Origin of the sequence: Shewanella sp. MBTL60-007 (assembly GCF_019654915.1) — a bacterium.
GTDB lineage: Bacteria > Pseudomonadota > Gammaproteobacteria > Enterobacterales > Shewanellaceae > Shewanella.
The window spans coordinates 10,934-32,574 of record NZ_BPET01000065.1; the positions used below are offsets into that span (position 1 = coordinate 10,934).

Annotated in this window: 23 protein-coding genes; 17 read left to right on the plus strand and 6 right to left on the minus strand. The window is 44.7% G+C overall.

All coding sequences use genetic code 11. The features are described 5' to 3' along the window. Window positions 1-2: 2 nt before the first annotated feature. The 10 genes from K5Q92_RS20295 to K5Q92_RS20340 all read left to right on the plus strand — a co-directional run bounded on the left by K5Q92_RS20295 (window position 3) and on the right by K5Q92_RS20340 (window position 9,051). Window positions 3-953 carry a MerR family transcriptional regulator gene (locus K5Q92_RS20295; RefSeq protein ID WP_220770688.1) on the plus strand — a complete coding sequence of 317 codons (951 nt, stop codon included), beginning with the start codon at window positions 3-5 and terminating at the stop codon, window positions 951-953. Then, on the plus strand, window positions 946-2,454 hold the full coding sequence (phrB, locus tag K5Q92_RS20300) for a deoxyribodipyrimidine photo-lyase (RefSeq protein WP_220770689.1): 1,509 nt from the start codon (window positions 946-948) through the stop codon (window positions 2,452-2,454). Before K5Q92_RS20295 ends, phrB begins: the two co-directional genes overlap by 8 nt. Next, window positions 2,451-2,954: a nuclear transport factor 2 family protein gene (locus K5Q92_RS20305; RefSeq protein WP_259649650.1), complete on the plus strand. Its 504-nt coding sequence runs from the start codon at window positions 2,451-2,453 to the stop codon at window positions 2,952-2,954. The genes phrB and K5Q92_RS20305 overlap by 4 nt, the downstream gene beginning before the upstream one ends. Continuing rightward, entirely contained in the window at window positions 2,951-3,820 is an 870-nt protein-coding gene (locus K5Q92_RS20310; RefSeq protein ID WP_220770690.1) for an SDR family NAD(P)-dependent oxidoreductase, read from the plus strand. The genes K5Q92_RS20305 and K5Q92_RS20310 overlap by 4 nt, the downstream gene beginning before the upstream one ends. Further along, complete coding sequence (locus tag K5Q92_RS20315; RefSeq protein WP_220770691.1) at window positions 3,817-5,097, plus strand: NAD(P)/FAD-dependent oxidoreductase; 1,281 nt, start codon at window positions 3,817-3,819, stop codon at window positions 5,095-5,097. The genes K5Q92_RS20310 and K5Q92_RS20315 overlap by 4 nt, the downstream gene beginning before the upstream one ends. Then, complete coding sequence (locus K5Q92_RS20320; RefSeq protein ID WP_220770692.1) at window positions 5,094-5,873, plus strand: DUF1365 domain-containing protein; 780 nt, start codon at window positions 5,094-5,096, stop codon at window positions 5,871-5,873. The genes K5Q92_RS20315 and K5Q92_RS20320 overlap by 4 nt, the downstream gene beginning before the upstream one ends. Further along, window positions 5,873-7,126, plus strand: a complete 1,254-nt coding sequence (locus K5Q92_RS20325; protein ID WP_220770693.1) for a cyclopropane-fatty-acyl-phospholipid synthase family protein — start codon at window positions 5,873-5,875, stop codon at window positions 7,124-7,126. Before K5Q92_RS20320 ends, K5Q92_RS20325 begins: the two co-directional genes overlap by 1 nt. A 38-nt stretch (window positions 7,127-7,164) precedes the next feature. After that, window positions 7,165-7,671: a DUF2878 domain-containing protein gene (locus K5Q92_RS20330; RefSeq protein WP_220770694.1), complete on the plus strand. Its 507-nt coding sequence runs from the start codon at window positions 7,165-7,167 to the stop codon at window positions 7,669-7,671. Between the two features lie 172 nt (window positions 7,672-7,843). Next, window positions 7,844-8,476: a chalcone isomerase family protein gene (locus K5Q92_RS20335; protein ID WP_220770695.1), complete on the plus strand. Its 633-nt coding sequence runs from the start codon at window positions 7,844-7,846 to the stop codon at window positions 8,474-8,476. 56 nt (window positions 8,477-8,532) lie between these two features. Continuing rightward, window positions 8,533-9,051, plus strand: coding sequence for a DUF3833 domain-containing protein (locus K5Q92_RS20340; protein ID WP_374758461.1), 519 nt, complete (start codon window positions 8,533-8,535; stop codon window positions 9,049-9,051). A gap of 82 nt (window positions 9,052-9,133) precedes the next feature. Here the strand turns inward: K5Q92_RS20340 and K5Q92_RS20345 are convergent, their stop codons facing one another. Continuing rightward, complete coding sequence (locus K5Q92_RS20345; protein ID WP_220770697.1) at window positions 9,134-9,478, minus strand: DUF3634 family protein; 345 nt, start codon at window positions 9,476-9,478, stop codon at window positions 9,134-9,136. A gap of 151 nt (window positions 9,479-9,629) precedes the next feature. Between K5Q92_RS20345 and K5Q92_RS20350 the strand changes: the two genes are divergently transcribed. Beyond that, window positions 9,630-9,812 (plus strand): hypothetical protein, encoded by a 183-nt coding sequence (locus K5Q92_RS20350; protein ID WP_220770698.1) that lies wholly within the window; start codon window positions 9,630-9,632, stop codon window positions 9,810-9,812. Window positions 9,813-9,898: 86 nt separating this feature from the next. Here K5Q92_RS20350 and K5Q92_RS20355 read toward each other — a convergent pair whose 3' ends face one another. The 4 genes from K5Q92_RS20355 to K5Q92_RS20370 form a co-directional block, all read right to left on the minus strand. Then, the gene (locus K5Q92_RS20355) at window positions 9,899-10,621 is read right to left on the minus strand and encodes a TorF family putative porin (RefSeq protein ID WP_220770699.1); all 723 of its coding nucleotides are present in this window, start codon (window positions 10,619-10,621) and stop codon (window positions 9,899-9,901) included. Between the two features lie 169 nt (window positions 10,622-10,790). After that, window positions 10,791-11,162, minus strand: a complete 372-nt coding sequence (locus K5Q92_RS20360) for a cupin domain-containing protein (RefSeq protein ID WP_220770700.1) — start codon at window positions 11,160-11,162, stop codon at window positions 10,791-10,793. A gap of 77 nt (window positions 11,163-11,239) precedes the next feature. Next, the gene (locus K5Q92_RS20365) at window positions 11,240-12,745 is read right to left on the minus strand and encodes a CoA-acylating methylmalonate-semialdehyde dehydrogenase (protein ID WP_220770701.1); all 1,506 of its coding nucleotides are present in this window, start codon (window positions 12,743-12,745) and stop codon (window positions 11,240-11,242) included. A 103-nt stretch (window positions 12,746-12,848) separates the two neighbouring features. Beyond that, complete coding sequence (locus tag K5Q92_RS20370) at window positions 12,849-14,189, minus strand: aspartate aminotransferase family protein (protein ID WP_220770702.1); 1,341 nt, start codon at window positions 14,187-14,189, stop codon at window positions 12,849-12,851. A 291-nt stretch (window positions 14,190-14,480) separates the two neighbouring features. Here K5Q92_RS20370 and K5Q92_RS20375 point away from each other — a divergent pair, with 291 nt between their 5' ends. From K5Q92_RS20375 to K5Q92_RS20395, 5 genes are all read left to right on the plus strand, one after another. Then, entirely contained in the window at window positions 14,481-15,980 is a 1,500-nt protein-coding gene (locus tag K5Q92_RS20375; protein WP_220770703.1) for an aldehyde dehydrogenase, read from the plus strand. 212 nt (window positions 15,981-16,192) lie between these two features. Beyond that, window positions 16,193-17,392: a MerR family transcriptional regulator gene (locus K5Q92_RS20380; RefSeq protein WP_220770704.1), complete on the plus strand. Its 1,200-nt coding sequence runs from the start codon at window positions 16,193-16,195 to the stop codon at window positions 17,390-17,392. Between the two features lie 35 nt (window positions 17,393-17,427). Continuing rightward, window positions 17,428-17,964, plus strand: a complete 537-nt coding sequence (locus tag K5Q92_RS20385; protein WP_220770705.1) for a GNAT family N-acetyltransferase — start codon at window positions 17,428-17,430, stop codon at window positions 17,962-17,964. Window positions 17,965-18,103: 139 nt separating this feature from the next. Continuing rightward, window positions 18,104-18,649, plus strand: coding sequence for a class IV adenylate cyclase (gene cyaB, locus K5Q92_RS20390; protein WP_220770706.1), 546 nt, complete (start codon window positions 18,104-18,106; stop codon window positions 18,647-18,649). Window positions 18,650-18,691: 42 nt separating this feature from the next. Then, window positions 18,692-19,384 carry an aspartate/glutamate racemase family protein gene (locus K5Q92_RS20395; protein WP_220770707.1) on the plus strand — a complete coding sequence of 231 codons (693 nt, stop codon included), beginning with the start codon at window positions 18,692-18,694 and terminating at the stop codon, window positions 19,382-19,384. A gap of 66 nt (window positions 19,385-19,450) precedes the next feature. On the opposite strand, the gene K5Q92_RS20400 is transcribed toward K5Q92_RS20395, so the two are convergent. Next, entirely contained in the window at window positions 19,451-20,758 is a 1,308-nt protein-coding gene (locus K5Q92_RS20400; RefSeq protein WP_220770708.1) for an FAD-binding oxidoreductase, read from the minus strand. Window positions 20,759-21,006: 248 nt separating this feature from the next. Between K5Q92_RS20400 and K5Q92_RS20405 the strand changes: the two genes are divergently transcribed. Beyond that, the gene (locus K5Q92_RS20405) at window positions 21,007-21,555 is read left to right on the plus strand and encodes a cupin domain-containing protein (protein WP_220770709.1); all 549 of its coding nucleotides are present in this window, start codon (window positions 21,007-21,009) and stop codon (window positions 21,553-21,555) included. Window positions 21,556-21,641 lie beyond the last annotated feature (86 nt).

The window sequence follows — 21,641 nt, forward strand, 5'->3', positions numbered from 1 at the left end:
GCATGGATAAAATTGAGGATGAAACAATATGGTTAACCATCGGTGATGCAGCTCAGCGCACCGGAGTAAATCCGGTTACATTGAGAGCGTGGCAAAGACGCTTTGGTTTAGTTGTCCCTAAGCGAACGCCCAAGGGCCATAGACTTTATGGCGAAGTACATCTGGCTCAGATTGAAGAGATCTTATTTTGGCTTAATCAAGGTGTACCTATTAGCAAGGTAAAGCCGTTACTAAAAGAGTCGCAAACAAAAGCCGCTGCACAAGCTTTACCTAATCAGGCTTTGAGCGATGCAGAGCAAAATCAGTGGTTAGATCATATTGAGTTTCTAAACCAATGCTGCCTCGAGTTTAATGCTGCTGGGCTCAACAGTAAGTTAACTGAATTGTCAGGCCTGTACCCATTTGCCGTATTAAAAAGCAGTCTTTACTGGCCGTGGCTAAATGGCCTTAATGGGTTGTTATTAGGGCGTCCTGATGCGGTCTGTGTTAATGGTTGGCTAGAGCAAGAGCTTGCTGCACGTATTGCCAAAAAGCGTTTATCGCAATTACAGGGAGAGGCGCAAACCCCATCTTTACTAATTGAGATCGCTGGTGGAGTGAAATTCAACGGTTTATTAATGTCAGCCGAACTATTGGCTTATCACGTTAATCATAATTTAGTCAGCGTGACTAATTGCAGTGAACTGCGATTAATTATCCAGCGGTTAGCGCAGCGCCGGATCTTCATATTACCTAAGCCACAGATGAGTCCAAGTGAAACAAGAGAGCTACAGCAGTTTATTCACAATGCCAATAGCGATGTTTATTTAGTTGGTAGTTACGCAAAAGTTGTTAATCAAGCGCTGGGAACGCCCCATTACAACATCGGGCAATTGTTGAAGCAGTGCGGCTATGCCGTGCCAGCTCATCTTGTCGAGCAGCACACAACAGCAGATGGAGAACATCATGAGTAATACAGACTTAAGGAATAACGCCTTAGTTTGGTTTCGGCATGATCTCCGCTTAGAAGACAACCAAGCTCTGGTTGCTGCCTGCGAATATGCAGAAACACATCAAAGTGACGTAAGAGCCATTTTTTTTGTCACGCCTAAACAATGGGCGTCTCATGATGTTGCCCCCATTCAGTTGGACTTTATAGAAAGACAGCTAAACCAAATCGCTATTGAGCTGGCAGAACTTGGGATCCCAATGGATATCTGTCAGATTAATGATTTTTCAGAGGTAACAGGTCTGCTAAGCCAATATATTAGTGATTGGCAAATAGGTAGGGTGTTTGCAACGAGTGAACCCGAATTTAACGAACGGTGCCGTGATGCAAGCGTCATTGCAGCGGGAGTTAATCTCATTCTGAAGCCGCAGCACTGTTTGCTAGCACCATTGAGCGTGCTCAATTTAGCGGGGGAAATGTATAAAGTGTTCACCCCTTTTGCGAAAAAGTGGCGCGCAATAGCTAAGCGAGAAGCGATACAGACTTTGCCTAGGCCTGCAGCACAAGCTGCGCCTTTGCCTAAACCTAGTTTGGTGACGTTTAATTGTGAAAAACGCTGTAGTTCACAATGGCCAATAGGTGAGCAAGCTGCACAACAAAAGCTACGTCAATTTGCACAGCAAAAAGCCGCAGATTACCAAGATTGTCGTGACTTTCCCGCGATTGATGCAACGAGCCAGTTGTCGGCGTATCTAGTGATTGGAATTTTAAGCCCTCGGCAATGTATTCAAGCATTATTGAGCCATTACCCAGACGCGCTAGTGCACGATGAATGCCCCGGGCGTTGCTGGTTGAATGAGCTGATTTGGCGTGAATTTTATCGTCATTTGCTGGTTGCATTTCCAAAACTGTCTAAAAGCAGCAACTTTAATGTGTTGGCCGATAATATTGTGTGGCGTAACGATCCACATGAATTTCAAGCATGGTGCCAAGGTCGTACAGGCTACCCACTCGTCGATGCTGCAATGCGGCAGCTAAACCAAACAGGTTGGATGCATAATCGCTTACGCATGGTGACGGCGAGCTTTCTGACTAAACATTTATTAATTGATTGGCGTTGGGGCGAGCGCTATTTCAAGCAAAATCTAATTGATGGTGATTTAGCTGCAAACAACGGCGGTTGGCAATGGTCGGCAGGAACTGGGTGTGACGCCCAGCCCTATTTTCGGGTGTTTAACCCCATTTCACAGTGCGAAAAATTTGATCCTACTGGGGCGTTTATTCGTACTTATTTACCAGAGCTTGAAAGTGTAGATTTGAAGTTAATTCATAAGCTTAAAATCCACTCACAAGCAAAACTTTTTGGTGATACAGACTATGCTTCTCCTATAGTTGATCATAAGTTTGCCAGAACGCGCGCAATTAACGTTTTGTCAGCAATGAAAAAAGGGGGCGCTGAAATACGGCATAAACCGCAGTTAGATCGCGCTAGCAGCGTAGATTTAGATAAGGAGATATTTGGATGATGGCAAATTCAAGCATACTGACAACACATGAGTCATCTATGGGCGGCGCCCAGAGCAATGCAAAAAAAATCGCCCAAGAAAGGATACTAATTGATAATTTTATCTCAATTTATCAGCGGCTCAGTAAAGATAACTTACACCTTTTAGAGCAAGTCTATAGTCACAACATCGAGTTTAGTGATCCGCTGCACCGTGTTTTGGGGTTGAATGCGCTGACCCATTATTTTGCCAATTTATATGCCAACATAAGTTCAATTAACTTTGAAATCCATCAAGTTATTCACCAGCAAGGCGCTGCAACACTTATATGGACCATGACATTTCGTCATGCCAAGTTAAATGCTGGTGCAGAGATCACAGTCGATGGGGTCAGCGTGTTGGCCTTAGATAGCAAAATATATCAGCATCAAGATTTTTTCGACTTAGGCAGTATGCTTTATGAACATATCCCACTGATTGGTAGTTTAGTTAAGTTGGTTAAGTCTAAGGCCTCAAAATGAGTAGCAAAAAGGTAGTGACCAAGTCGCAAAACAGTGTGCTTATCACTGGGGCTAGCTCAGGTATAGGGCAGCAGTTAGCCTTAGACTACCTTGCTGAAGGTTGGCAGGTTTTTGCATGTGGTCGTAACCAAGAGGCGCTGTCACAGTTACATGGCGCAGAGCTGCTTGTTTTTGATATTACAAACAAGCTTGATGTTGCTGCTCAAGCAAAAGCGATTAAGCAGAAGCTTTCTGCGCCTTTAGACCTAGTGATTTTAAATGCTGGTAGCTGTGAATATATTAATGATGCGGTTAACTTTGATGGTGATTTATTTGAGCGAGTGATCCGCACTAATTTAATTGCAATGGGTTATTGCCTAGCGGCTTTTACTCCCCTTATCGCAAGTGGCGGTCGGTTAGCTTTGATGGGATCCAGCGCCGTGTATTTACCTTTTCCCCGTGCTGAGGCATATGGCGCATCTAAAGCGGCAGTGCAGTACTTAGCAAGCAGTTTGGCTATCGATCTTAAACCGCACAATATCGGCGTCAGTGTTATTTGCCCAGGCTTTGTGAAAACGCCGCTAACCGATAAAAACGATTTTGCCATGCCGATGCAGCAAACCAGTGAACAAGCATCAAGAGCGATTCGCAAAGGGCTAGTTAAAGGTGTTAGAGAGATCGACTTTCCTAAACGTTTTACTTTGTTACTTAAATTTGTCTCACTACTTCCTCGCCGCTTGTGGGAACGAATCAATCAAGTAAGCCCAGCCGATACGCATACCAATTTACAAGGGGACTGCGTAGATAAAGCAAGTTCAACCATTATAAAAACTACAGATAATCATCTAAAAAATAAGCCAGAAGAAGCGAAGAAGGTGTCTCAATGAATATCGTTGAAAACTGTAAGCAGCGTAAAAAAGTCGCTATCGTAGGCACTGGGATTTCAGGTTTGACTTGCGCTCATATTTTATCGCAAAAACATGATGTAAGCGTATTTGAGGCCAATGACTATATTGGTGGCCACACGGCAACGGTTGATGTTGAGGTGGCGGGGAAAGAGTACGCTATCGATACCGGATTTATTGTTTTTAACGACCGCACTTACCCAAGGTTTGAGCAGTTATTAGCAAGGCTCAATGTCACAGCGTTACCGACAGAGATGAGTTTTAGTGTGCACAATACTAATACTGGTCTTGAGTATAACGGCAATACAATATCTAGCCTATTTGCCCAAAAGCGTAATATTTTTAGGCCCAAGTTTTGGTCATTCATTTTAGAGATTTTGCGTTTTAATAAGTTGTGTAAACAAGCTTTTGCAGCTGATAGCTACCAATACCAAACTCTGGGAGAGCTGTTAGATAGCCAAGGCTTTAGTGACTTCTTTAGTGAGCATTACATTTTGCCGATGGGCGCAGCCATTTGGTCATCGAGTATCGATGACATGCGCGCTTTCTCATTGCGTTTCTTTATTCAGTTTTTTGAAAATCACGGCTTACTCAATATTGCCGACAGGCCGCAGTGGTATGTATTAGAAGGTGGCTCTCGCAGCTACATTCCAGATCTAATCGCACCTTTTAAAGACTCAATCCATTTAAATAGTCCTGTGACTGCGATTAAGCGAGAAAATGATGCTGTGCAATTGCAGGTAAGTGGCGGTGACTGGCAGGTATTTGACGAGGTTGTCTTGGCTTGTCATAGCGACCAATCCCTTGCGATGCTTAAAGATGCCAGTGATGATGAGCGACAAGTACTGAGTAAGCTTGCTTATCAAAATAACGAAGTCGTGCTGCACACTGACGATAGCTTAATGCCAAGACGCAAGGCTGCATGGGCGAGCTGGAACTATCGTTTAGATGGCGATACTCAAAAACAAGCTTCGGTTACCTACAATATGAATATTTTGCAGCGTTTGCCTGCTGGCGCGCCAACATTTTGTGTCACCCTAAACCAATCTGAATTGATCTCACCTGACAAGGTATTGCGTACATTTAATTATGCGCATCCGGTGTTTAATGAACAGAGCCTGCAAGCGCAGTCGCAGCGAGATTTAATCTCGGGTATTAATCATACCCATTTTGCCGGTGCCTATTGGTACAACGGTTTTCATGAAGATGGTGTCCACAGTGCTTTTGATGTGTGTGAAGCATTTGGAATGCGCTTATGAGTCGCCAGTCGTTAGTTAAAAATGAGCTTGTTAGCGGTATTTATATCGGTAGCGTCGCGCATAAACGCTATCAGCCAAGCCTGCATGCATTTAACTATTCTATGGCGATGTTGGGCATAGACTTAGACGAGTTAGACACATTAGAAAGCGTGAGCCGTATTTTTTCATCTAAGCGTGCAGCGCCACTAAGGTTTAAGCAAACGGATTATTTATCCAAGCTCGCCGATATGGATGCATCAGTGGATGATTTAAAAACTCGGGTGCTAGCTAAAGTTCAGCAGTTGGGGAGCAATACGGCTTGTAACCGAGTGGTATTTGTAGGGCAGGTTCGCCATTTTGGTATCTATTTTAGCCCGATAAACTGCTTTTTTTGCTATCAGGGCGATAAGGCTAAATACATGTTGGCCGAGGTGAGTAATACCCCCTGGAATCAACGGCATTATTACTTGGTTAACCTTGAACATACTGAGCCTACGGACAAAGCATTTCATGTTTCGCCTTTTATGGATCTCGACATGAAATACATTTGGCGGATTAAAGCGCCGAGCAGCGAGGTCAGAGTCGGTATTGAAAATCGCAATACGCAGAAGTTATTCGATGCCAATTTATGTTTGTTTAAGCGTGAGATGAGTGCGAAAAATTTGCAATCTATGCTGGTCAACTTTCCTTTTATGACACTTAAAATCGTCCAAGGAATTTATTGGCAAGCACTTAAGTTATTTATAAAGCGTGTGCCTTTTGTTGGTCATCCTGGTAAGCCAGAGGAGAAACGATAATGGAAAATATTACCACTAAAAATAATCTGGCTAATGAGCGTCTGCCGGACAGCCTTGCAAGAAAGTTGTTACTCAGTGCGCTTACCGGACTTGCTGATGGTCACTTAAGCCTTATCGACGGTGATAAGACCTTTGAGTTTGGTCGTAAAGAGTCTGATTTACACGCCACGATTATCGTTAACAATCCACGTTTTTACCGACAAATATTGTTGTCGGGTTCAATTGGTGCGGGCGAAGCCTATATTCTAGCGCATTGGACCAGCCCTGACCTGACCAAGGTTGTGCAACTGTTTGCTCGCAACTTGCCATTGCTAGATAAGCTTGAGCAAAAGCTATCTTGGTTGACGGCGCCTTTTAGCCGCATATCTCACCTGTTTAATCGTAATACCCAACAGGGTTCTAAGCGCAATATCTTGGCGCATTATGATCTGGGCAATGACATGTATCAGCAGTTCCTAGACAAAGAGATGTTGTATTCTAGTGCGCTTTATCCACATAGCGGTGCTTCGCTCTATGAGGCGCAGCAGCATAAACTTAAGACCATTTGTGAGCGATTAGATTTATCGCCGGGACAAACCATATTGGAAGTGGGTACGGGCTGGGGAGCGTTAGCTATTTATGCCGCCAAATATTATGGCGTTAAGGTGACTACTACCACGATTTCTGATGCGCAATACGAATATGCCAAAAAGCGGGTTGAGCAAGAAGGATTGCAAGACTCGGTCACGCTACTTAAAGACGATTACCGCATCTTGAGTGGAGAATATGATCGCGTGGTATCGATTGAGATGATTGAAGCCGTTGGTCACGAATATTTGCCGGGTTTTTTCAAAAAGCTGCAGAGTGTGCTTAAGCCTAATGGTCGATTACTTATTCAAGCTATTACCATAGCTGATCAGCGCTATGACTGTTACCGCAAAGGAGCAGACTTTATTCAGCGTTATATCTTCCCCGGCGGTTGTTTACCGTCTGTGACGCGCATGACAAATGAGCTAACTAAGCATACTGATTTCGTGACTTGGTCAATTGATGATATGGGACTTGATTACGCCAAAACACTTAAAGATTGGCATGACAATTTTGACGCTGCACTGCCTAAGATAAAAGCGCTTGGCTACGGTGATGACTTTATTCGTATGTGGAAGTTTTACTTAAGCTACTGTGAGGGGGGCTTTTTAGAAAGAACGACAAGTACCGTACATCTAGTGGCGGTAAGACCGCAATATCGTGTAGCGGCTAATAGTAGCCTTTAGTCTGCATATATTTCGCATAGATTAAAGGGCATATGTTGATGAGCTCTACTGCTGGGCTTAAGCCACTGCACTTGAACATGATAAATCTGGTCATGTTTCAAGGTGTGTGGTGGCTATCTATCTTGTATCAAAACTCGGCTCTTTGGCTAACGGTGCCGCTATTACTTTTACACTTATACTTATCACCTAACCATCTGCAAGATATAAGGTTAATGCTAAAAGTAGCAAGTTTTGGTTTCTTCTTTGATTGTGCTTTGATGCTTAGTGGTGTGTTTCAGTTTCTGCCATTTCCCATTTGGCTGCTGCTGATCTGGTGTCATTTTGCTATATCCCTAAGCTATAGCTTAACGTTTGCGCAAAAACTAAATTGGACAGTCAACGCCATTTTGGGCGGGGTATTTGGTTGTATGAGTTATCTAGCGGGGGCAAGGTTTGGGGCTGTAGAGCTACCGCTTGGGTTATTTTCCAGCGCAGTGATCTTGTTTGTTGCTTGGCTCGTAATGTTTCCTATGTTTGTTAACGTCTCTAGGTCTAATGCATCTTAGTTTAACGTACCCTAGTTTCAACGCCTATGAAACGCAGTGAGTCTGCTCTTTCCTTGAAACACGGCGTTGAATAGAGCCAGCGATTAGTTACTTATGAAAGTAACTAGAGCGAGTTGCTTACGAGAGCTAATGACGTTAATTCAATTGTTAAGACAATTTTAGGAAGTCTCTTATGTTGGCCCAAAACTGTTCTGTTATTTTAGCATCGATACTGCTTGCGCTGATTGGTTTTCACGCAGAGGCAAGCGAGGAGCAACTCCATAGCCATGAGCTGTCTAGTCAAGTTGTGACAGATACAGCTTTCCCCGGTAATGACTTAAACACTTCCAATAGAGCTTCTGTTGATACAGTGGCAAGCAACCAGCAGTTTCAAGAGGTTGGTCGCGGTGAGATGGACTGGTGGTGGTTTTCACTGTATCGAGCAAAATTATTGACCTTAGATGGCGACTATAGCTCAGGAGAGTATCCAGTCATGCTCGATATTGAGTATTACCAAGACATTCCTAGCTCGCGTTTGGTTGAGGCCACGCTAGACCAATGGCAGCATTTAGGTGTGAGTGAGCAAGAACAGCAAATGTGGCTATCAGCCATCATCGCTATTTGGCCAGATGTGACTGAGGGCGATAGATTATCCTTGAAGGTTATTAGCCCTGATTTGAGTCAGTTTTATTTTAATGGAGAGCCTCTTGCTGAGCCTTTACCGAAAGGGTTTAGTGATGACTTTTTAGCAATATGGTTATCAGAGCAAACAAGTCGCCCTGAACTTAGAAAACAGCTACTAGGAGAGCTAGCATGCGATTGCTAAATATCATTAGTCAGCAGCTTGTAAAAAGTGTTAAGTCCAAAAGTGATTTTCTAAAAATGATTGGGGTAACCTTTGGGCTTCTACTGCTAAGTGCCTGCTCAAGTTCAGATATTAATGACTACCAAGGCACAACGCCCAATTTAGATCTAAAGACATTCTTTGACGGAAAGCTTACCGCTCACGGCACTGTTCAGGATTACAGCGATAAGGTCACTAGGCGATTCACTGTCGAGATGGTGGCAAGTTGGCAAGGCAATCAAGGCGAAATCAAAGAATGGTTTATTTATGACGATGGTGAAAAACAGATCCGAATTTGGAATATCACTGATTTGGGTAACGGAAAATATTCAGGTACGGCAAATGATATTTTAGGCGAAGCTCAAGGTCAGGCCGTGGGGATGGCGCTGCAATGGCAGTATGAAATGTTGTTGCCTGTGGATGATACAGAGTACCAAGTGACATTTGATGATTGGATGTTTTTAGTGGATGAAAACACCATTATTAACCGCAGTGATATCATTAAATTTGGCGTTACTATGGCTGAAGTCACCTTGGTGATATCCAAAGTAGAATAGTGAAGCGATTTTTTTGGGGGGGAACAAGAATGAGTCAGTTCAAAGACCATTTAGGCCTTGAACTGAAAGTTTTTTATAGTATTTACGATGTTTTACGGCTGTTATCAACCTGCTTCTTATCATAATATTCAAACGGAAATACATTTCTAATGCGCTGTGTCACTGCATCACTGACATTCGCTGATACGTGAAGCCTTACATCCCCTAGCTTTTCAGCTCGAACTGTACAAGTCAGCTTATTAGACTTGGCTATAGCACGGCATTCTTTGGCAAACTTATCTGGGATCTTGCCCTTGTGTGAAGTCATGCGCCCGTCTTTAAAATGCATCTCAAATAGGGTTAAACCTCTTTTGCCGCCGAAAATCAGCTTATAGATAATAAAAACGGCAATGGCGATAAAAATAATTTTAAGTAGGGTTGGGGACATGCGCTTTCCTTTTCGTTCGATTTTAGCCCTAAAGTTAAGATACTCCTGCCTAGCACAATTGAAAAGAGTACTGCGCCACAGAATCAGCAAGTTTGCGCTAGACTGAGTATTAGCCAAAGGATTTACTTTAATTTTAGTAAAGGATGACACCATGCAAATATCTAATGCCAAGCGCTGGCTTGAGCTTTGTGAAAAGCAGGCGCAGTTAATCGACAACTTATCTCAAACTTTTCCCGAACGTATTGAGCATCATGAAAAATTAAGTGGGCGTTGGCGCCAAGTGGCGGAGCACCTGAGCCATGAAGAGTTTGAGAGTATGGCTAAACTAAAATAGCCATTTAAATCTAAGGCCAAATAAAATGGCCTCCCAATAAAAAACCGCCTTATGGCGGTTTTTTATTGGGAGTTATCTAGGCGAGCTTAAAATGCATAGCTTGCGGTGGCTAGAACAGTACCATCGTTTCTCCACGGGTCTTTCGAGTCGATGATGTTGTCATCGCTTAGGTTAGTGTCTAGCCAAGCTAGAGACAGACCGATACCACCAAGCTCTGTAGAGACGCCGATAGAGTAGTCGACATAGTCTTCACCCCAGTCGTAATCGGCACCGTCACCATAGCTGTAGCCAACATGGGCATCAATGCTCCAGTTCTCGAAGATCTCATAGGAGTAGTTAAGCTCGGTGTAGTTCAGTGAAACATCGGCATTAGCGTAATCATTGGTGTACCACTGAGCTAGATGAAAACCACCATAGTAAAGGCCAACATTCGCCTCGAGGTAACCCGTGTTTTCATCTTGTCCTGGGTAGCTGTAGTAGGTTAGTGTTACGTCATATTCCCACTCTTCATCGGCACCGAAAGCGCCCCAATAACCTGCATAGATATCGACTTCAACATCGGCATCGTAGCTATCTTTATCAACATTACTCGCCCAAGCACCAAAGAAAAGGCCATTCTCTAGGCTGTAGTCTAAGCCACCTTGAACCGCGAAGTCACCGGCCGTTTGTGATACACCGCGGAAGCGGTAATCGTTAGTAACACTGATCTCTCCAGAGAACTCTGCTTGAGCTAGAGGGGCAAATAGCGCTGTAGACAGTGATAGACCGACAACCTGGGCAATCCGTTTTTTATTAAGTTTTTTATACACGGTAGTTTCTCCATTTTACTTATGTTGATTGCGATGCTCTGTTATTAGTTTTATACCAATGCTTGATAAGCAGTTGGCGTTAAGCATCATTTGATTGTGCCAAACAGCAGCATATTGCTACGACCTCATGGCTGATAAGCGATTCTCTTGTGCTTGATACCTACTGGTATTACTGCGCGTTAGCTTCGAAAATCACGTATACCTTACGGCAGTTATCTAGCACCTCCCAGGTGCCTTCAAACCCTGCTGGAATGACAAATCTGTCACCCTTTTTTACCGTTATGCTGTGACCATTTTTATCGGTGACCTTGCTGGACCCCGACAAAATCTCACAATATTCATGTTCGCTATAGGCGACCTTCCAAGTGCCTATATCCCCTTGCCAAACGCCTGCGTGAAACTGCTCGCAATCACTGGAGTAGTGATTTTGCAGTTCTTGCGCAGGATCGCCCTGCAACACTTTTTCAGCATCGAGTTTATAGCGCTCGATAGCGGTATTGAGCTTTGCAAAATTAAGGATTGAATTTATGTTCTGAGCCATTAGTGCTTCCATTTCACTGATACCTAAGTACCACTAAGCTAAACAAAAAAGCGCAGCCTGAGCTACGCCTTAAGGGGTTACTTCATTGTCGGCATTACAAACTCAGCCTTAGCGCCACCAGCACTCTTATGCGTCGACTGTGGCCAACGGGCTGTAATGGCTTTGCGCTTGGTATAAAAGCGAACACCATCTGGGCCATGCATATGTAGTGGGCCAAATAGAGAGCGCTTCCAGCCACCAAAGCTATGAAACGCCATTGGTACAGGGATCGGCACATTCACACCAACCATACCCACTTGTACGTTGTGGCAGAAGTGGCGCGCCGCCTCACCACTTTGAGTGAAAATAGCGGTACCATTACCAAATTCATGATCGTTAATGAGTTGCAGTGCTTCGCTATAATCTTTTACACGCACGATAGCCAGCACCGGACCGAAGATCTCTTCTTTATAGATAGTCATCTCTGGGGTTACATGATCAAACAAGCAGCCGCCTAAGAAGTAGCCTTGCTCATGATCGCTAACAGATAGTTGGCGACCATCGGCGAGTAGCTGTGCCCCTTCATTAACGCCAGTTTCTACATAGTTGCTGACTTTTTCCAAATGCTGCGCAGAGATAAGTGGTCCCATATCCATCTCAGGAGTTACGCCATTACCGACTTTAAGGGCTTTGATCTGCGGTAGTAGTTTTTCAACTAGGGCATCACCAGAGTCGCCCACAGCCAATACTACGGAGATTGCCATGCAGCGCTCGCCTGCGCTACCGTAGGCTGCACCCATTAAGGCGCCAACGGCTTGGTCAAGGTCTGCATCTGGCATCAATAGCATATGGTTCTTCGCTCCACCGAGCGCCTGAACACGCTTGCCGTGAGCCGATGCCGTCGAGTAGATATACTCGGCAATAGGAGTTGAGCCAACGAAGCTCACCGCCTGCACATCTTTGTGTGTAAGTAGTGTATCGACGGCTTCTTTGTCACCGTTAACCACATTAAATACACCATTAGGCAGACCAGCTTCGGTCAGAAGCTCGGCCATACGCATCACGGAGCTTGGATCTTTCTCCGACGGCTTCATGATAAAGCTGTTACCGCAAGCAATCGCAATTGGGAACATCCACATAGGTACCATCACAGGGAAGTTAAATGGGGCAATACCCGCGACGACGCCAAGTGACTGGTTGAGGGTCCAAGCATCGACCCCTCCACCGACTTGCTCGGTATGCTCGCCCTTCAATAGGTGCGGAATACCACAGGCAAATTCAACCACTTCTAAGCCGCGGATGATCTCACCTTTAGCGTCTTCTAGTACTTTTCCGTGCTCTCGGGTAATAAGCTCGGCTAGTTCATCCATGTTGGCTTCAACCAAGGCTTTAAACTTAAATAGCACGCGAGAGCGGTTAAGTGGGGTGACTTTAGACCATGACTCGTGAGCTTTCTTGGCTAGTTCAATCACGCCAGCCACTTCAGCGGCGCTGGCTAGTGATACGGTGCCGCGTTGCTCGCCTGTCGCTGGCTCGAAGAAAGCTTGAGTACGCTGACTTGGCGCCGAGTGGCTACCGTTAATGTAATGGTTAATGGTGTGCATAACGCAAAAATCCTAATTCTATTCCCTGAAGGGAGACTAATTTATCGGTAAATGTTCATGACTTGTCATGCCGTTATTGCGAGCGGCAATAACGGCATCAGGATTAACCCACAGCCTTGATCGCATCCCCAAGGGTATTAACGATTTGATCTATTTGCTGTTTGTCGACAATTAACGGTGGTGAAATCGCGATAATATCGCCTGTGGCTCGCACTAAAGTGCCATTGGCAAAGCAGTGCTCAAAGATCCCGAAGCCGCGTTTCCCTACGCCTTGCTCGCTAGGGGCAAACTGAATGCCGCCAACAAGACCCGTGTTGCGAATATCAATCACATTTGGTAAGCCCTTGAGGCTATGTACCGCATCTTCGAAGTAGCCTTCGAGCTCTTTGGTACGCTCAAATAGCTTTTCATTTTCATAGATATTGAGAGTGGCAAGTGCCGCCGCTGCTGCAACTGGATGTCCGGAATAGGTATAGCCATGAAACAGCTCGATAGCGTTTTCAGGGCCTTGCATGCAGGTATCATAAATATTGTCATCGACCAGCACTGCGCCCATTGGGATCGCGCCATTATTCAAGGCTTTTGCCGTGGTGATGATATCGGGAATAACGCCCCAACGCTGACTTGCAAAGGCATCGCCGACACGACCAAATGCGGTAATCACTTCATCGAATATTAATAGAATGCCGTGTTTCTTGGTGATCTCACGAAGCTTTTGCAGGTAACCCTCAGGTGGCAGAATAACGCCTGCAGAACCCGACATAGGCTCGACAATTACTGCGGCGATGTTTTCTGCACCGTGAAGTGCCACTAGCTGCTCGAGTACTTCGGCTTTCTCTGCACCCGTTTTAGGCATGCCACGACAAAAAGCATTGTCCTTCATATCTAATGTATGCGGCAGGTGGTCTACACCTTGTAACAGTTGTTGGTTAAAGGTCTTACGGTTATTGCCAATACCGCCAACCGAAATACCACCAAAGCCAACACCATGATAACCAAGCTCACGACCAATAAAGCGGGTGCGAGTCGCTTCGCCATTAGCACGGTGATAGGTGAGGGCTATTTTTAATGCGCTATCGACAGATTCAGAACCTGAGTTTGTGAAGAAGGCCTTATTTAACCCTTTAGGGCTGATTTGGGCTAGGCGCTCGGCGAGCTCAAAGGCTAAAGGATGGCCCATTTGAAAAGAGGGCGCGTAGTCCATCTCATGAATTTGTTTACTGACCGCTTCAGAGATCTCTTTACGTCCGTGTCCGGCGTTACAGCACCACAAACCTGCCGTGCCGTCTAATATGGGGCGACCTGCGACATCTTTATAGTACATACCTTCGGCATGGGCGAGCATTCTGGGACTCGACTTAAACTGCCTATTAGCCGTAAACGGCATCCAGTAATGCTCTAGTGACTGTGTATCGCCTTGATTGTGCGTCTGTGAATCTGCCATATCATCTACCTTGATTCAGTGTAATTATTGTTTTTAGAGGCTATTGACTTTTATCTGTTGCTTTTTTAGGCAAGCGGTCGATATTTGCTATGCTATGTCAGAAATAATGAACATGAAAGCTTTTTGTGCATTTATTTGTAGCAAAAATTAACTTTTTGTAAAAAATATTGAAATTATACTGATAAAAAGCGTAATCTTTAGCCACACCTTTTTGCGCAAATAGCCTATATATGGCTGTTTGACCGCATTAACCGTCATTCTAATTATTATATTTAGTGTTAAGAGGTCATCATGAGCACACCAGAAAGCCGCACTCAATGGCAGGCGTTAGCAGATTCTATGTCGATAAATGGCTCCGCTTTTATCGCAGGCGAGTACCTTGATGCACAGTCGAAGCAGACCTTCGACTGTATCAGTCCTATCGATGGTAAGGTCTTAGCAAAAGTAGCCAGTTGTGATGAGGCTGATGCTAATATCGCAGTACAAAATGCCAGAGAAACCTTTGAAACTGGTGTGTGGGCAAACTTAGCGCCAGTTAAGCGTAAGCAGGTGATGATCCGATTTGCCGAATTACTGGAACAAAATGCCGATGAATTAGCTCTGTTAGAAACCTTAGATATGGGTAAGCCTATTCAATATGCTAAGGCGGTGGATGTGGCTGGTGCGGCGCGTGCCATTCGTTGGTCTGGCGAGGCGATTGATAAAATTTACGATGAAATTGCGCCAACCGCACACAATGAGATAGGCATGATCACCCGCGAAGCCGTAGGTGTAGTGGCGGCAATTGTGCCGTGGAATTTCCCGATGCTGATGGCGTGTTGGAAGCTTGGTCCTGCGCTCGCTACTGGCAACAGTGTAGTGTTAAAGCCATCGGAAAAATCTCCCCTTACCGCTATCAGAATGGCACAAATTGCCGTTGAAGCTGGTCTGCCAAAAGGAGTGTTAAATGTACTGCCTGGTTTTGGTCATACAGTGGGTAAGGCGCTGGCGCTGCATATGGATGTCGATACTTTAGTCTTTACTGGCTCAACTAAGATCGCCAAGCAGTTGATGATCTATGCGGGTGAATCCAACATGAAGCGTGTTTGGCTAGAGGCGGGCGGTAAGAGTCCAAATATTATCTTTAATGATGCACCGGATCTGAAAAAGGCGGCACAAGCTGCGGCTAGTGCTATCGCTTTTAACCAAGGTGAAGTCTGCACAGCTGGCTCTCGCCTATTAGTAGAGTCTGGTGTTAAGGACGAGCTGATAGGCTTAATTGCCGAGGAGCTTAAGAGCTGGACACCGGGACATCCATTGGATCCGAGCACCACATCAGGCGCCGTTGTCGATAAACAACAGCTAGATAATGTGTTGGGTTATATACAGTCGGGAGTCGATGAAGGTGCTACCTTAAATCACGGTGGCTCACAAGTCATGCAAGACACTGGCGGAGTGTATATCGAGCCAACGATTTTCTCAGATGTAGACAATAAGATGACAATAGCAAAAGAGGAGATCTTTGGCCCTGTGTTATCTGTGATCACCTTTGATGGCATGGAGCAGGCGATAGAGATAGCCAACGATACTATCTATGGCCTAGCTGCTGGTGTGTGGACTGCTGATATCAACAAGGCCCACAAGACAGCTAAGGCACTTCGCAGTGGTATGGTATGGATTAACCATTATGATGGCGGCGATATGACAGCCCCCTTTGGCGGCTATAAGCAGTCGGGCAACGGCCGCGATAAGTCACTGCATGCGTTTGATAAGTACACCGAAATTAAGGCCACCTGGTTGGTACTAGAGTAGCTGGAACTAGCTGGTGAATTTGTAATGGGTTGTGTTGTGATTGAAGGGCCCTAAATTACGTCAGCGGTTTGAAATATTATAAGCCCCTAAGTGCAAACTTAGGGGCTTTGTTATTTGTGTCATAAGGAGGATAGTCGATAGCAGCGTGAATTTATCTTGACCTGTCTATAGCTTCATAGTTTATCGTGTACTTTCAATGTAGAGGAGATGGCATGTATCGAATTACAGAATTAGCTGAAAAAGTCGGCTTAAGCCGTTCGACGCTACTGTACTACGAAAAGCTCGGGTTAATTTCTGCTAAGCGGCAAGCAAATGGCTACCGAAGTTACTCAGAGCAGGATCTGCAACGCTTAAAGTTACTGCAGCAGTTGCAGGCGGGAGGCTTAACCTTAAAAGAGTGTCAATGCTGCCTAGAGAGCCGCATCGACAGGGAATTACTGCTTCAACGCCTAAAGGTATTGGATGATGAGCTAGCCCAGAAAAAGCAGGCTAGAGACCTACTTAGTGCAATGCTCGGTATGAGCTCGATGAGAGAGTGGCATCAAGCTACAGAAAATCAAGCGCCTGACGCCCATCTTGAGTGGCTGATGAAGCAGGGATTCGACGAAAAACAGGCGCTAAGACTTAAGTGGTTATCAAAAGATATGAATGAACATGATCAATATATGGCCGATTTTGAGTTGATCTTTGATGGATTAACAAGATTAGGCCCAGGCACAGAAATTGACTCACTAGCAGCGCTTAAGGCTACTTTACTCAACACTAAATCGCTCAAGGCTGATCCGTCTAAATCGGGTGAGCTGCTAGAGATTGGCTGTGGTAAAGGCGTGGCGACTCGGGTATTGGCTCAGCACTGTGAGTTTGCTATCACGGCGCTGGATAATGACCAGTCGAGTTTAGACTGCTTGCAACAGAATCTGCACGGATTATCACAAGATAGGAGAGTGGTAACCGTGTGTGCAAGTATGACCGAGTTGCCGTTTCAGCAGCATCAATTCGATGTTATCTGGTGTGAAGGTGGTGCCTATATTATGGGCGTAGAGCAAGCATTTAAAGATTGGCAGCCGTTTATTAAGGATCATGGTTATTTAGTTATCAGTGACTTGGTGTGGAGTACTGATACTCCATCTAATGAATTGCTAGACTTTTGGCAACAAGCGTATCCCGATATGGTCACTGCAAAGCAACGTATTGCGCAGGCCAGACTGGCAGGCTATGAGTTGATTGATAGCTTTCCTCTCAGTGAGCAAGCTTGGAGTGATTATTATCAGCCGCTTCAGGCCCGTATCGATGAGTTAGCGCCTTTAATGCCAAATTCAAAGGCATTAACTGATGTTAAAACAGAACTAGAAATGGCGGCTAAACGGCAAGGTCAGTTCGACTATCAAATGTTGATCTTACAGAAGATTTAATCACTCCCGATTATAAGATTATTAGGAAAATAGAAATGAAGTTTTTACAGTGCAACACAGAGAACGCCAAAGCGATCTCACATCTTTTCAATGAAACTTTTACCGCCTCTGAAGGCGCTAATGAAGGTAAAGTCATTGGGGAGTTAACCACAGAGCTAATGAGCACCACGGCGAGTGAAGACTTGTTTATCTTTGTTGCGAAAGCAGAGGATAAATTAGTTGGTAGCATCATGTTTTCAAGATTAACTTTTGAAAATGAGATCAATGCTTTTATTTTGTCACCAGTAGCGGTTCACCCAGACTTTCAACGTCAGGGAGTAGGCCAAAAATTGATTAAGTTTGGCCTACAGGCTTTGGCAGAAAAAGGTGTTGAGCTTTTGTTTACCTATGGTGATCCAAACTATTACTCAAAGGTCGGCTTTAAGCAGATAAGCGAAGATATAGTAAAAGCGCCGCAAGCGTTAACTTACCCTGAAGGCTGGCTGTCACAGTCACTTTCAGCAGATGAATTACCGCCGATGAGTGGTCGATGTCGCTGCGTCTCGGCATTAAATAAAGCCGAGTATTGGTAACCAATTTAGATTGTTGAAAATAATAATCCCAGAAGCTTTAACTCTATCGCTAACTGCCGAATATAAAGCGGATATTATTGCTAAGAGAGGTGTAAGTGCCCGGTAAGCACTAAATGAGACTAAGCGAGAGCAATCATTCATGAGTCATGAGCATTTTAAAGGTCAGTTTGAAGTAGAGTTAAAGTATCGCTTGCCTTGCAAGGCTGCATTCTTAACAGTATTGAGTTCGATAGAACATGAGGTCATGTTTGAAGATAATATCGAATCTGATTGTTATTTCGATACCAAAGAACAGTTGCTTTTAGCCCAACATAAGAGTGTTTGTATACGTGAATGCGAACCATCGGGGATTAAGCTTTGGATAGTCAAAGGGCCTGATGTTGATCGCTGTCAGGCGACCAATATTACCGATGCCGAGAGCGCTAAGAGCATGCTCAAAACTATGGGGTATGCAGTGCATCTAGAGATGGTAAAACAGCGCAGCATCTACTTTGTCGGCAAGTTTCATATCACGGTTGATCACTTAGCTGGATTAGGCGATTTTGCCGAGTTTGCCATCATGACAGATGATGAAGCTAGGCTAGAAGTTTATCGTGCTGAGCTGGTGGACTTAGCGGCTCAGTTTGGACTGTCAGAGAAGCAGCTTGAGCATAGATCATACCGTAGTATGCAGGAGGCAAAATAGCAGTTTTGTTTTCCATCAAGTCAATATAGAGGTCGTAACATAATGAAAACGATAGGCATGTTAGGCGGCATGAGCTGGGAGTCTACGGCGAGTTATTATCAGGCCGTTAATGAAGGTGTAAAGGCAAGGCTCGGTGGTCTGCACTCTGCAAAAGTGTGCCTCTACAGCGTTGATTTTGCGGAGATAGAAAAGCTACAGCATGCTGGAAAGTGGCAAGAGACGGCGGAGATCTTATCTGATGCAGCAAGAAATGTTGCAGCTGGCGGCGCTGACTTTCTGCTCATTTGCACTAATACAATGCATAAGGTAGCGGATGAGATCCAAGCTCAGCTCTCAATTCCTATTTTACATATAGCCGATGCAACTGCAGCAAAGCTGGTGGCTAATGGGGTGACTAGGGTCGGTTTGTTGGGGACGCGTTTCACCATGGAGCAAGATTTCTATAAAAGCCGTCTGCAAAACCAATTTAATATCGAAGTTATTGTTCCAAATGAAGCGGAGCGCAAGCTTGTGCACCATGTCATTTATGAGGAGTTATGCCGAGGTGTGATAAACCCCGATTCAAAGCAAGAATATTTAGATATCGTTAATGGCTTGCATGCGCAGGGGGCTGAAGCGGTCATTTTGGGTTGTACTGAGATAGCGTTATTGGTAGGGCAGCAGGATACCCAGGTCCCTCTTTATGATACGACTGCGATTCATTGTGAATATGCGGTGGAGATGGCATTAAATTAGGTTATTGCAGTTTTACAAAAAAACGGACCACAAAGTCCGTTTTTTATTCAGGGCTAAAAATGGATATTAAAAAATATCTTTAAATCTATGGTAAAGCATGCCCATGGCTAATAGTGGTGAACGCAGGTGTGGACCGCCGGGGAAGGTCATATGGGGGACTTTGGCAAACACATCAAAGCGCTCGGCTTGGGTGGTAATCGCCTCGGCTATTAACTTAGCCGCCATATGGGTGGCATTCACGCCATGGCCCGCATAGGCTTGGGCATAAAACACATTTTTGGCATCAGGTAATCGGCCAATCTGTGGTAAACGGTTAGCACCTATGCCCATCATGCCGCCCCATTCATAGTCGATACGAATACCTTTTAGTTGCGGAAATACCTTCTCTAGATTAGGTCTAAGTGCGGCTTCAATGTCTTTGGGATCTTTGCCTGAATAAGTACACAGGCCGCCAAACAGTAAGCGGTTGTCTTCTGATAAGTGGTAGTAGTCAAGATCGACCCTTAAGTCGGCAAAGGCCATGTTTTGTGGGATGATGGCATCACACTGCTCCTGCGTTAGTGGCTCTGTAGCCAACACATAGGTACCAGCAGGAAGGATCTTACTACCAATGTTTTCCTCTAAATCGAGCCCTAAATAGGCGTTGCCAGCCAAAACGAGGTACTGACAATTTACTTCGCCGTGTTCGGTGATCACCTTAGGCTTATCGCCTTTAATGATTTTCTTTGCGGCGCTGTATTCATACATTTTTACGCCCAAGTTACGAGCGACTCTAGCCTCGCCTAGAGCTAAGTTGAGAGGGTGCAGATGACCACTTGCCATATCAACGAGAGCGCCCTGGTAAAAATCTGAGCCGATCACTTCACCTATCCGAGATTTATCGAGTAGAGTCATATTGTGGCCGTAACCGATATTATTTAGGTGTTCAAAATCTTCTTCGAGTTCTTTCATATGGCGGGGACGAATAGCTAAGTCGCAGTAGCCCATTTGTAAATTACAATCGATATTGTGCTCTGCAACGCGCTGCCTGACGATATCGACCGCCTCAAAGCCCATTTGTTCTATGGCCTTAACGCCTTCGCTGCCAATGATATTTTGAAATTGATTTACGTCATGGCCAATGCCGCGAATTAGTTCACCACCATTACGTCCAGATGCTCCCCAGCCAATGCGTTTAGCCTCAAGGAGTGCCACGCTAAAGCCTTTTTGAGCCAGTTCAATTGCCGTGTTGATTCCACTAAATCCACCGCCGACGACACATACATCTACATCTAACACCTCCTCTAGTCGCGGTGATTGATGTAGCTCTTTAGCCGTTGCGAAGTAATAGGATGCGGGATACTGGTCGCTATGCACTGGACTCTTAGTTGACATTATTTCTCCAAGTATATGTTTTTATTGTTAGTAGGACTTGTAGTGGTCGTGTGTCTAAATTGTTGTGAATAAATTATTTACATATGTTCGTTATTTTTAACACGCTTTCCTGTAGAATACAAATTGCTCGATAGAGGTTATGGTCTAATATGTTTTTAAGACGCTACACTAGTCGTACTGGGAATGGATTGTAACGCTCTACATGTTGTTGGAGACAAAGAACGATTACTTCAATTAGGGGAAAGATTTTGGATATTGGTGAAAGCCTTAAAAGGGTTAGAAAAGAGAAGGGCCTGTCCCAGCGAGAATTGGCTAAGCGTGCAGGTGTGACAAATAGCACTATTTCGATGATCGAGAAAAATAGCGTTAGTCCTTCGGTTAGCTCACTCAAAAAAGTGCTTTCTGGTTTGCCTATGTCTTTAGTGGAGTTCTTTGCTATCGAAGACACGCAAGAGACCGAGCAAAAAGTGGTTTACCGTAGCAACGAGTTATTGGATATCGGTGATGGCGTATTGGATTTTAAGCTCATTGGTAGAGATTTTCCTAATCGTGCCATGTCTGTGATGAGTGAGACTTATCCTCCTGGATCAGATACAGGAATAGAGATGCTTAAACATGAAGGCCAAGAGGCGGCAATGGTGATTGAAGGTCGCTTGGAGTTGACTGTTGGAGACGAAGTGTTTGAACTCAATGAAGGTGATAGTTATTACTTTAATAGTGACTTACCCCATCGCTTTCGGAATCCATATGATGTGCCTTGCCGAATAATTAGCGCAACGACCCCAGCAAATTTTTAATCAGTTTTGCATTTTTTTGTAAAGCTAGCTTACCGCAAAGAATTCCTCTTTCTTAACGGTAACTAGCTTGGTATTTGTATCATTCT

Excerpts from the sequence above, each read along its gene's own strand:
- K5Q92_RS20365 (WP_220770701.1), bottom strand. The coding sequence starts at position 12,745 with ATGCACACCATTAACCATTACATTAACGGTAGCCACTCGGCGCCAAGT.
- K5Q92_RS20345 (WP_220770697.1), bottom strand. The coding sequence starts at position 9,478 with ATGTCCCCAACCCTACTTAAAATTATTTTTATCGCCATTGCCGTTTTT.
- K5Q92_RS20395 (WP_220770707.1), top strand. The coding sequence starts at position 18,692 with ATGAAAACGATAGGCATGTTAGGCGGCATGAGCTGGGAGTCTACGGCG.
- K5Q92_RS20385 (WP_220770705.1), top strand. The coding sequence starts at position 17,428 with ATGAAGTTTTTACAGTGCAACACAGAGAACGCCAAAGCGATCTCACAT.
- K5Q92_RS20340 (WP_374758461.1), top strand. The coding sequence starts at position 8,533 with ATGATTGGGGTAACCTTTGGGCTTCTACTGCTAAGTGCCTGCTCAAGT.
- cyaB (WP_220770706.1), top strand. The coding sequence starts at position 18,104 with ATGAGTCATGAGCATTTTAAAGGTCAGTTTGAAGTAGAGTTAAAGTAT.
- K5Q92_RS20305 (WP_259649650.1), top strand. The coding sequence starts at position 2,451 with ATGATGGCAAATTCAAGCATACTGACAACACATGAGTCATCTATGGGC.
- K5Q92_RS20370 (WP_220770702.1), bottom strand. The coding sequence starts at position 14,189 with ATGGCAGATTCACAGACGCACAATCAAGGCGATACACAGTCACTAGAG.
- phrB (WP_220770689.1), top strand. The coding sequence starts at position 946 with ATGAGTAATACAGACTTAAGGAATAACGCCTTAGTTTGGTTTCGGCAT.
- K5Q92_RS20330 (WP_220770694.1), top strand. The coding sequence starts at position 7,165 with ATGAGCTCTACTGCTGGGCTTAAGCCACTGCACTTGAACATGATAAAT.
- K5Q92_RS20310 (WP_220770690.1), top strand. The coding sequence starts at position 2,951 with ATGAGTAGCAAAAAGGTAGTGACCAAGTCGCAAAACAGTGTGCTTATC.
- K5Q92_RS20400 (WP_220770708.1), bottom strand. The coding sequence starts at position 20,758 with ATGTCAACTAAGAGTCCAGTGCATAGCGACCAGTATCCCGCATCCTAT.
- K5Q92_RS20380 (WP_220770704.1), top strand. The coding sequence starts at position 16,193 with ATGTATCGAATTACAGAATTAGCTGAAAAAGTCGGCTTAAGCCGTTCG.
- K5Q92_RS20320 (WP_220770692.1), top strand. The coding sequence starts at position 5,094 with ATGAGTCGCCAGTCGTTAGTTAAAAATGAGCTTGTTAGCGGTATTTAT.
- K5Q92_RS20350 (WP_220770698.1), top strand. The coding sequence starts at position 9,630 with ATGCAAATATCTAATGCCAAGCGCTGGCTTGAGCTTTGTGAAAAGCAG.
- K5Q92_RS20375 (WP_220770703.1), top strand. The coding sequence starts at position 14,481 with ATGAGCACACCAGAAAGCCGCACTCAATGGCAGGCGTTAGCAGATTCT.
- K5Q92_RS20315 (WP_220770691.1), top strand. The coding sequence starts at position 3,817 with ATGAATATCGTTGAAAACTGTAAGCAGCGTAAAAAAGTCGCTATCGTA.
- K5Q92_RS20325 (WP_220770693.1), top strand. The coding sequence starts at position 5,873 with ATGGAAAATATTACCACTAAAAATAATCTGGCTAATGAGCGTCTGCCG.
- K5Q92_RS20360 (WP_220770700.1), bottom strand. The coding sequence starts at position 11,162 with ATGGCTCAGAACATAAATTCAATCCTTAATTTTGCAAAGCTCAATACC.
- K5Q92_RS20335 (WP_220770695.1), top strand. The coding sequence starts at position 7,844 with ATGTTGGCCCAAAACTGTTCTGTTATTTTAGCATCGATACTGCTTGCG.
- K5Q92_RS20295 (WP_220770688.1), top strand. The coding sequence starts at position 3 with ATGGATAAAATTGAGGATGAAACAATATGGTTAACCATCGGTGATGCA.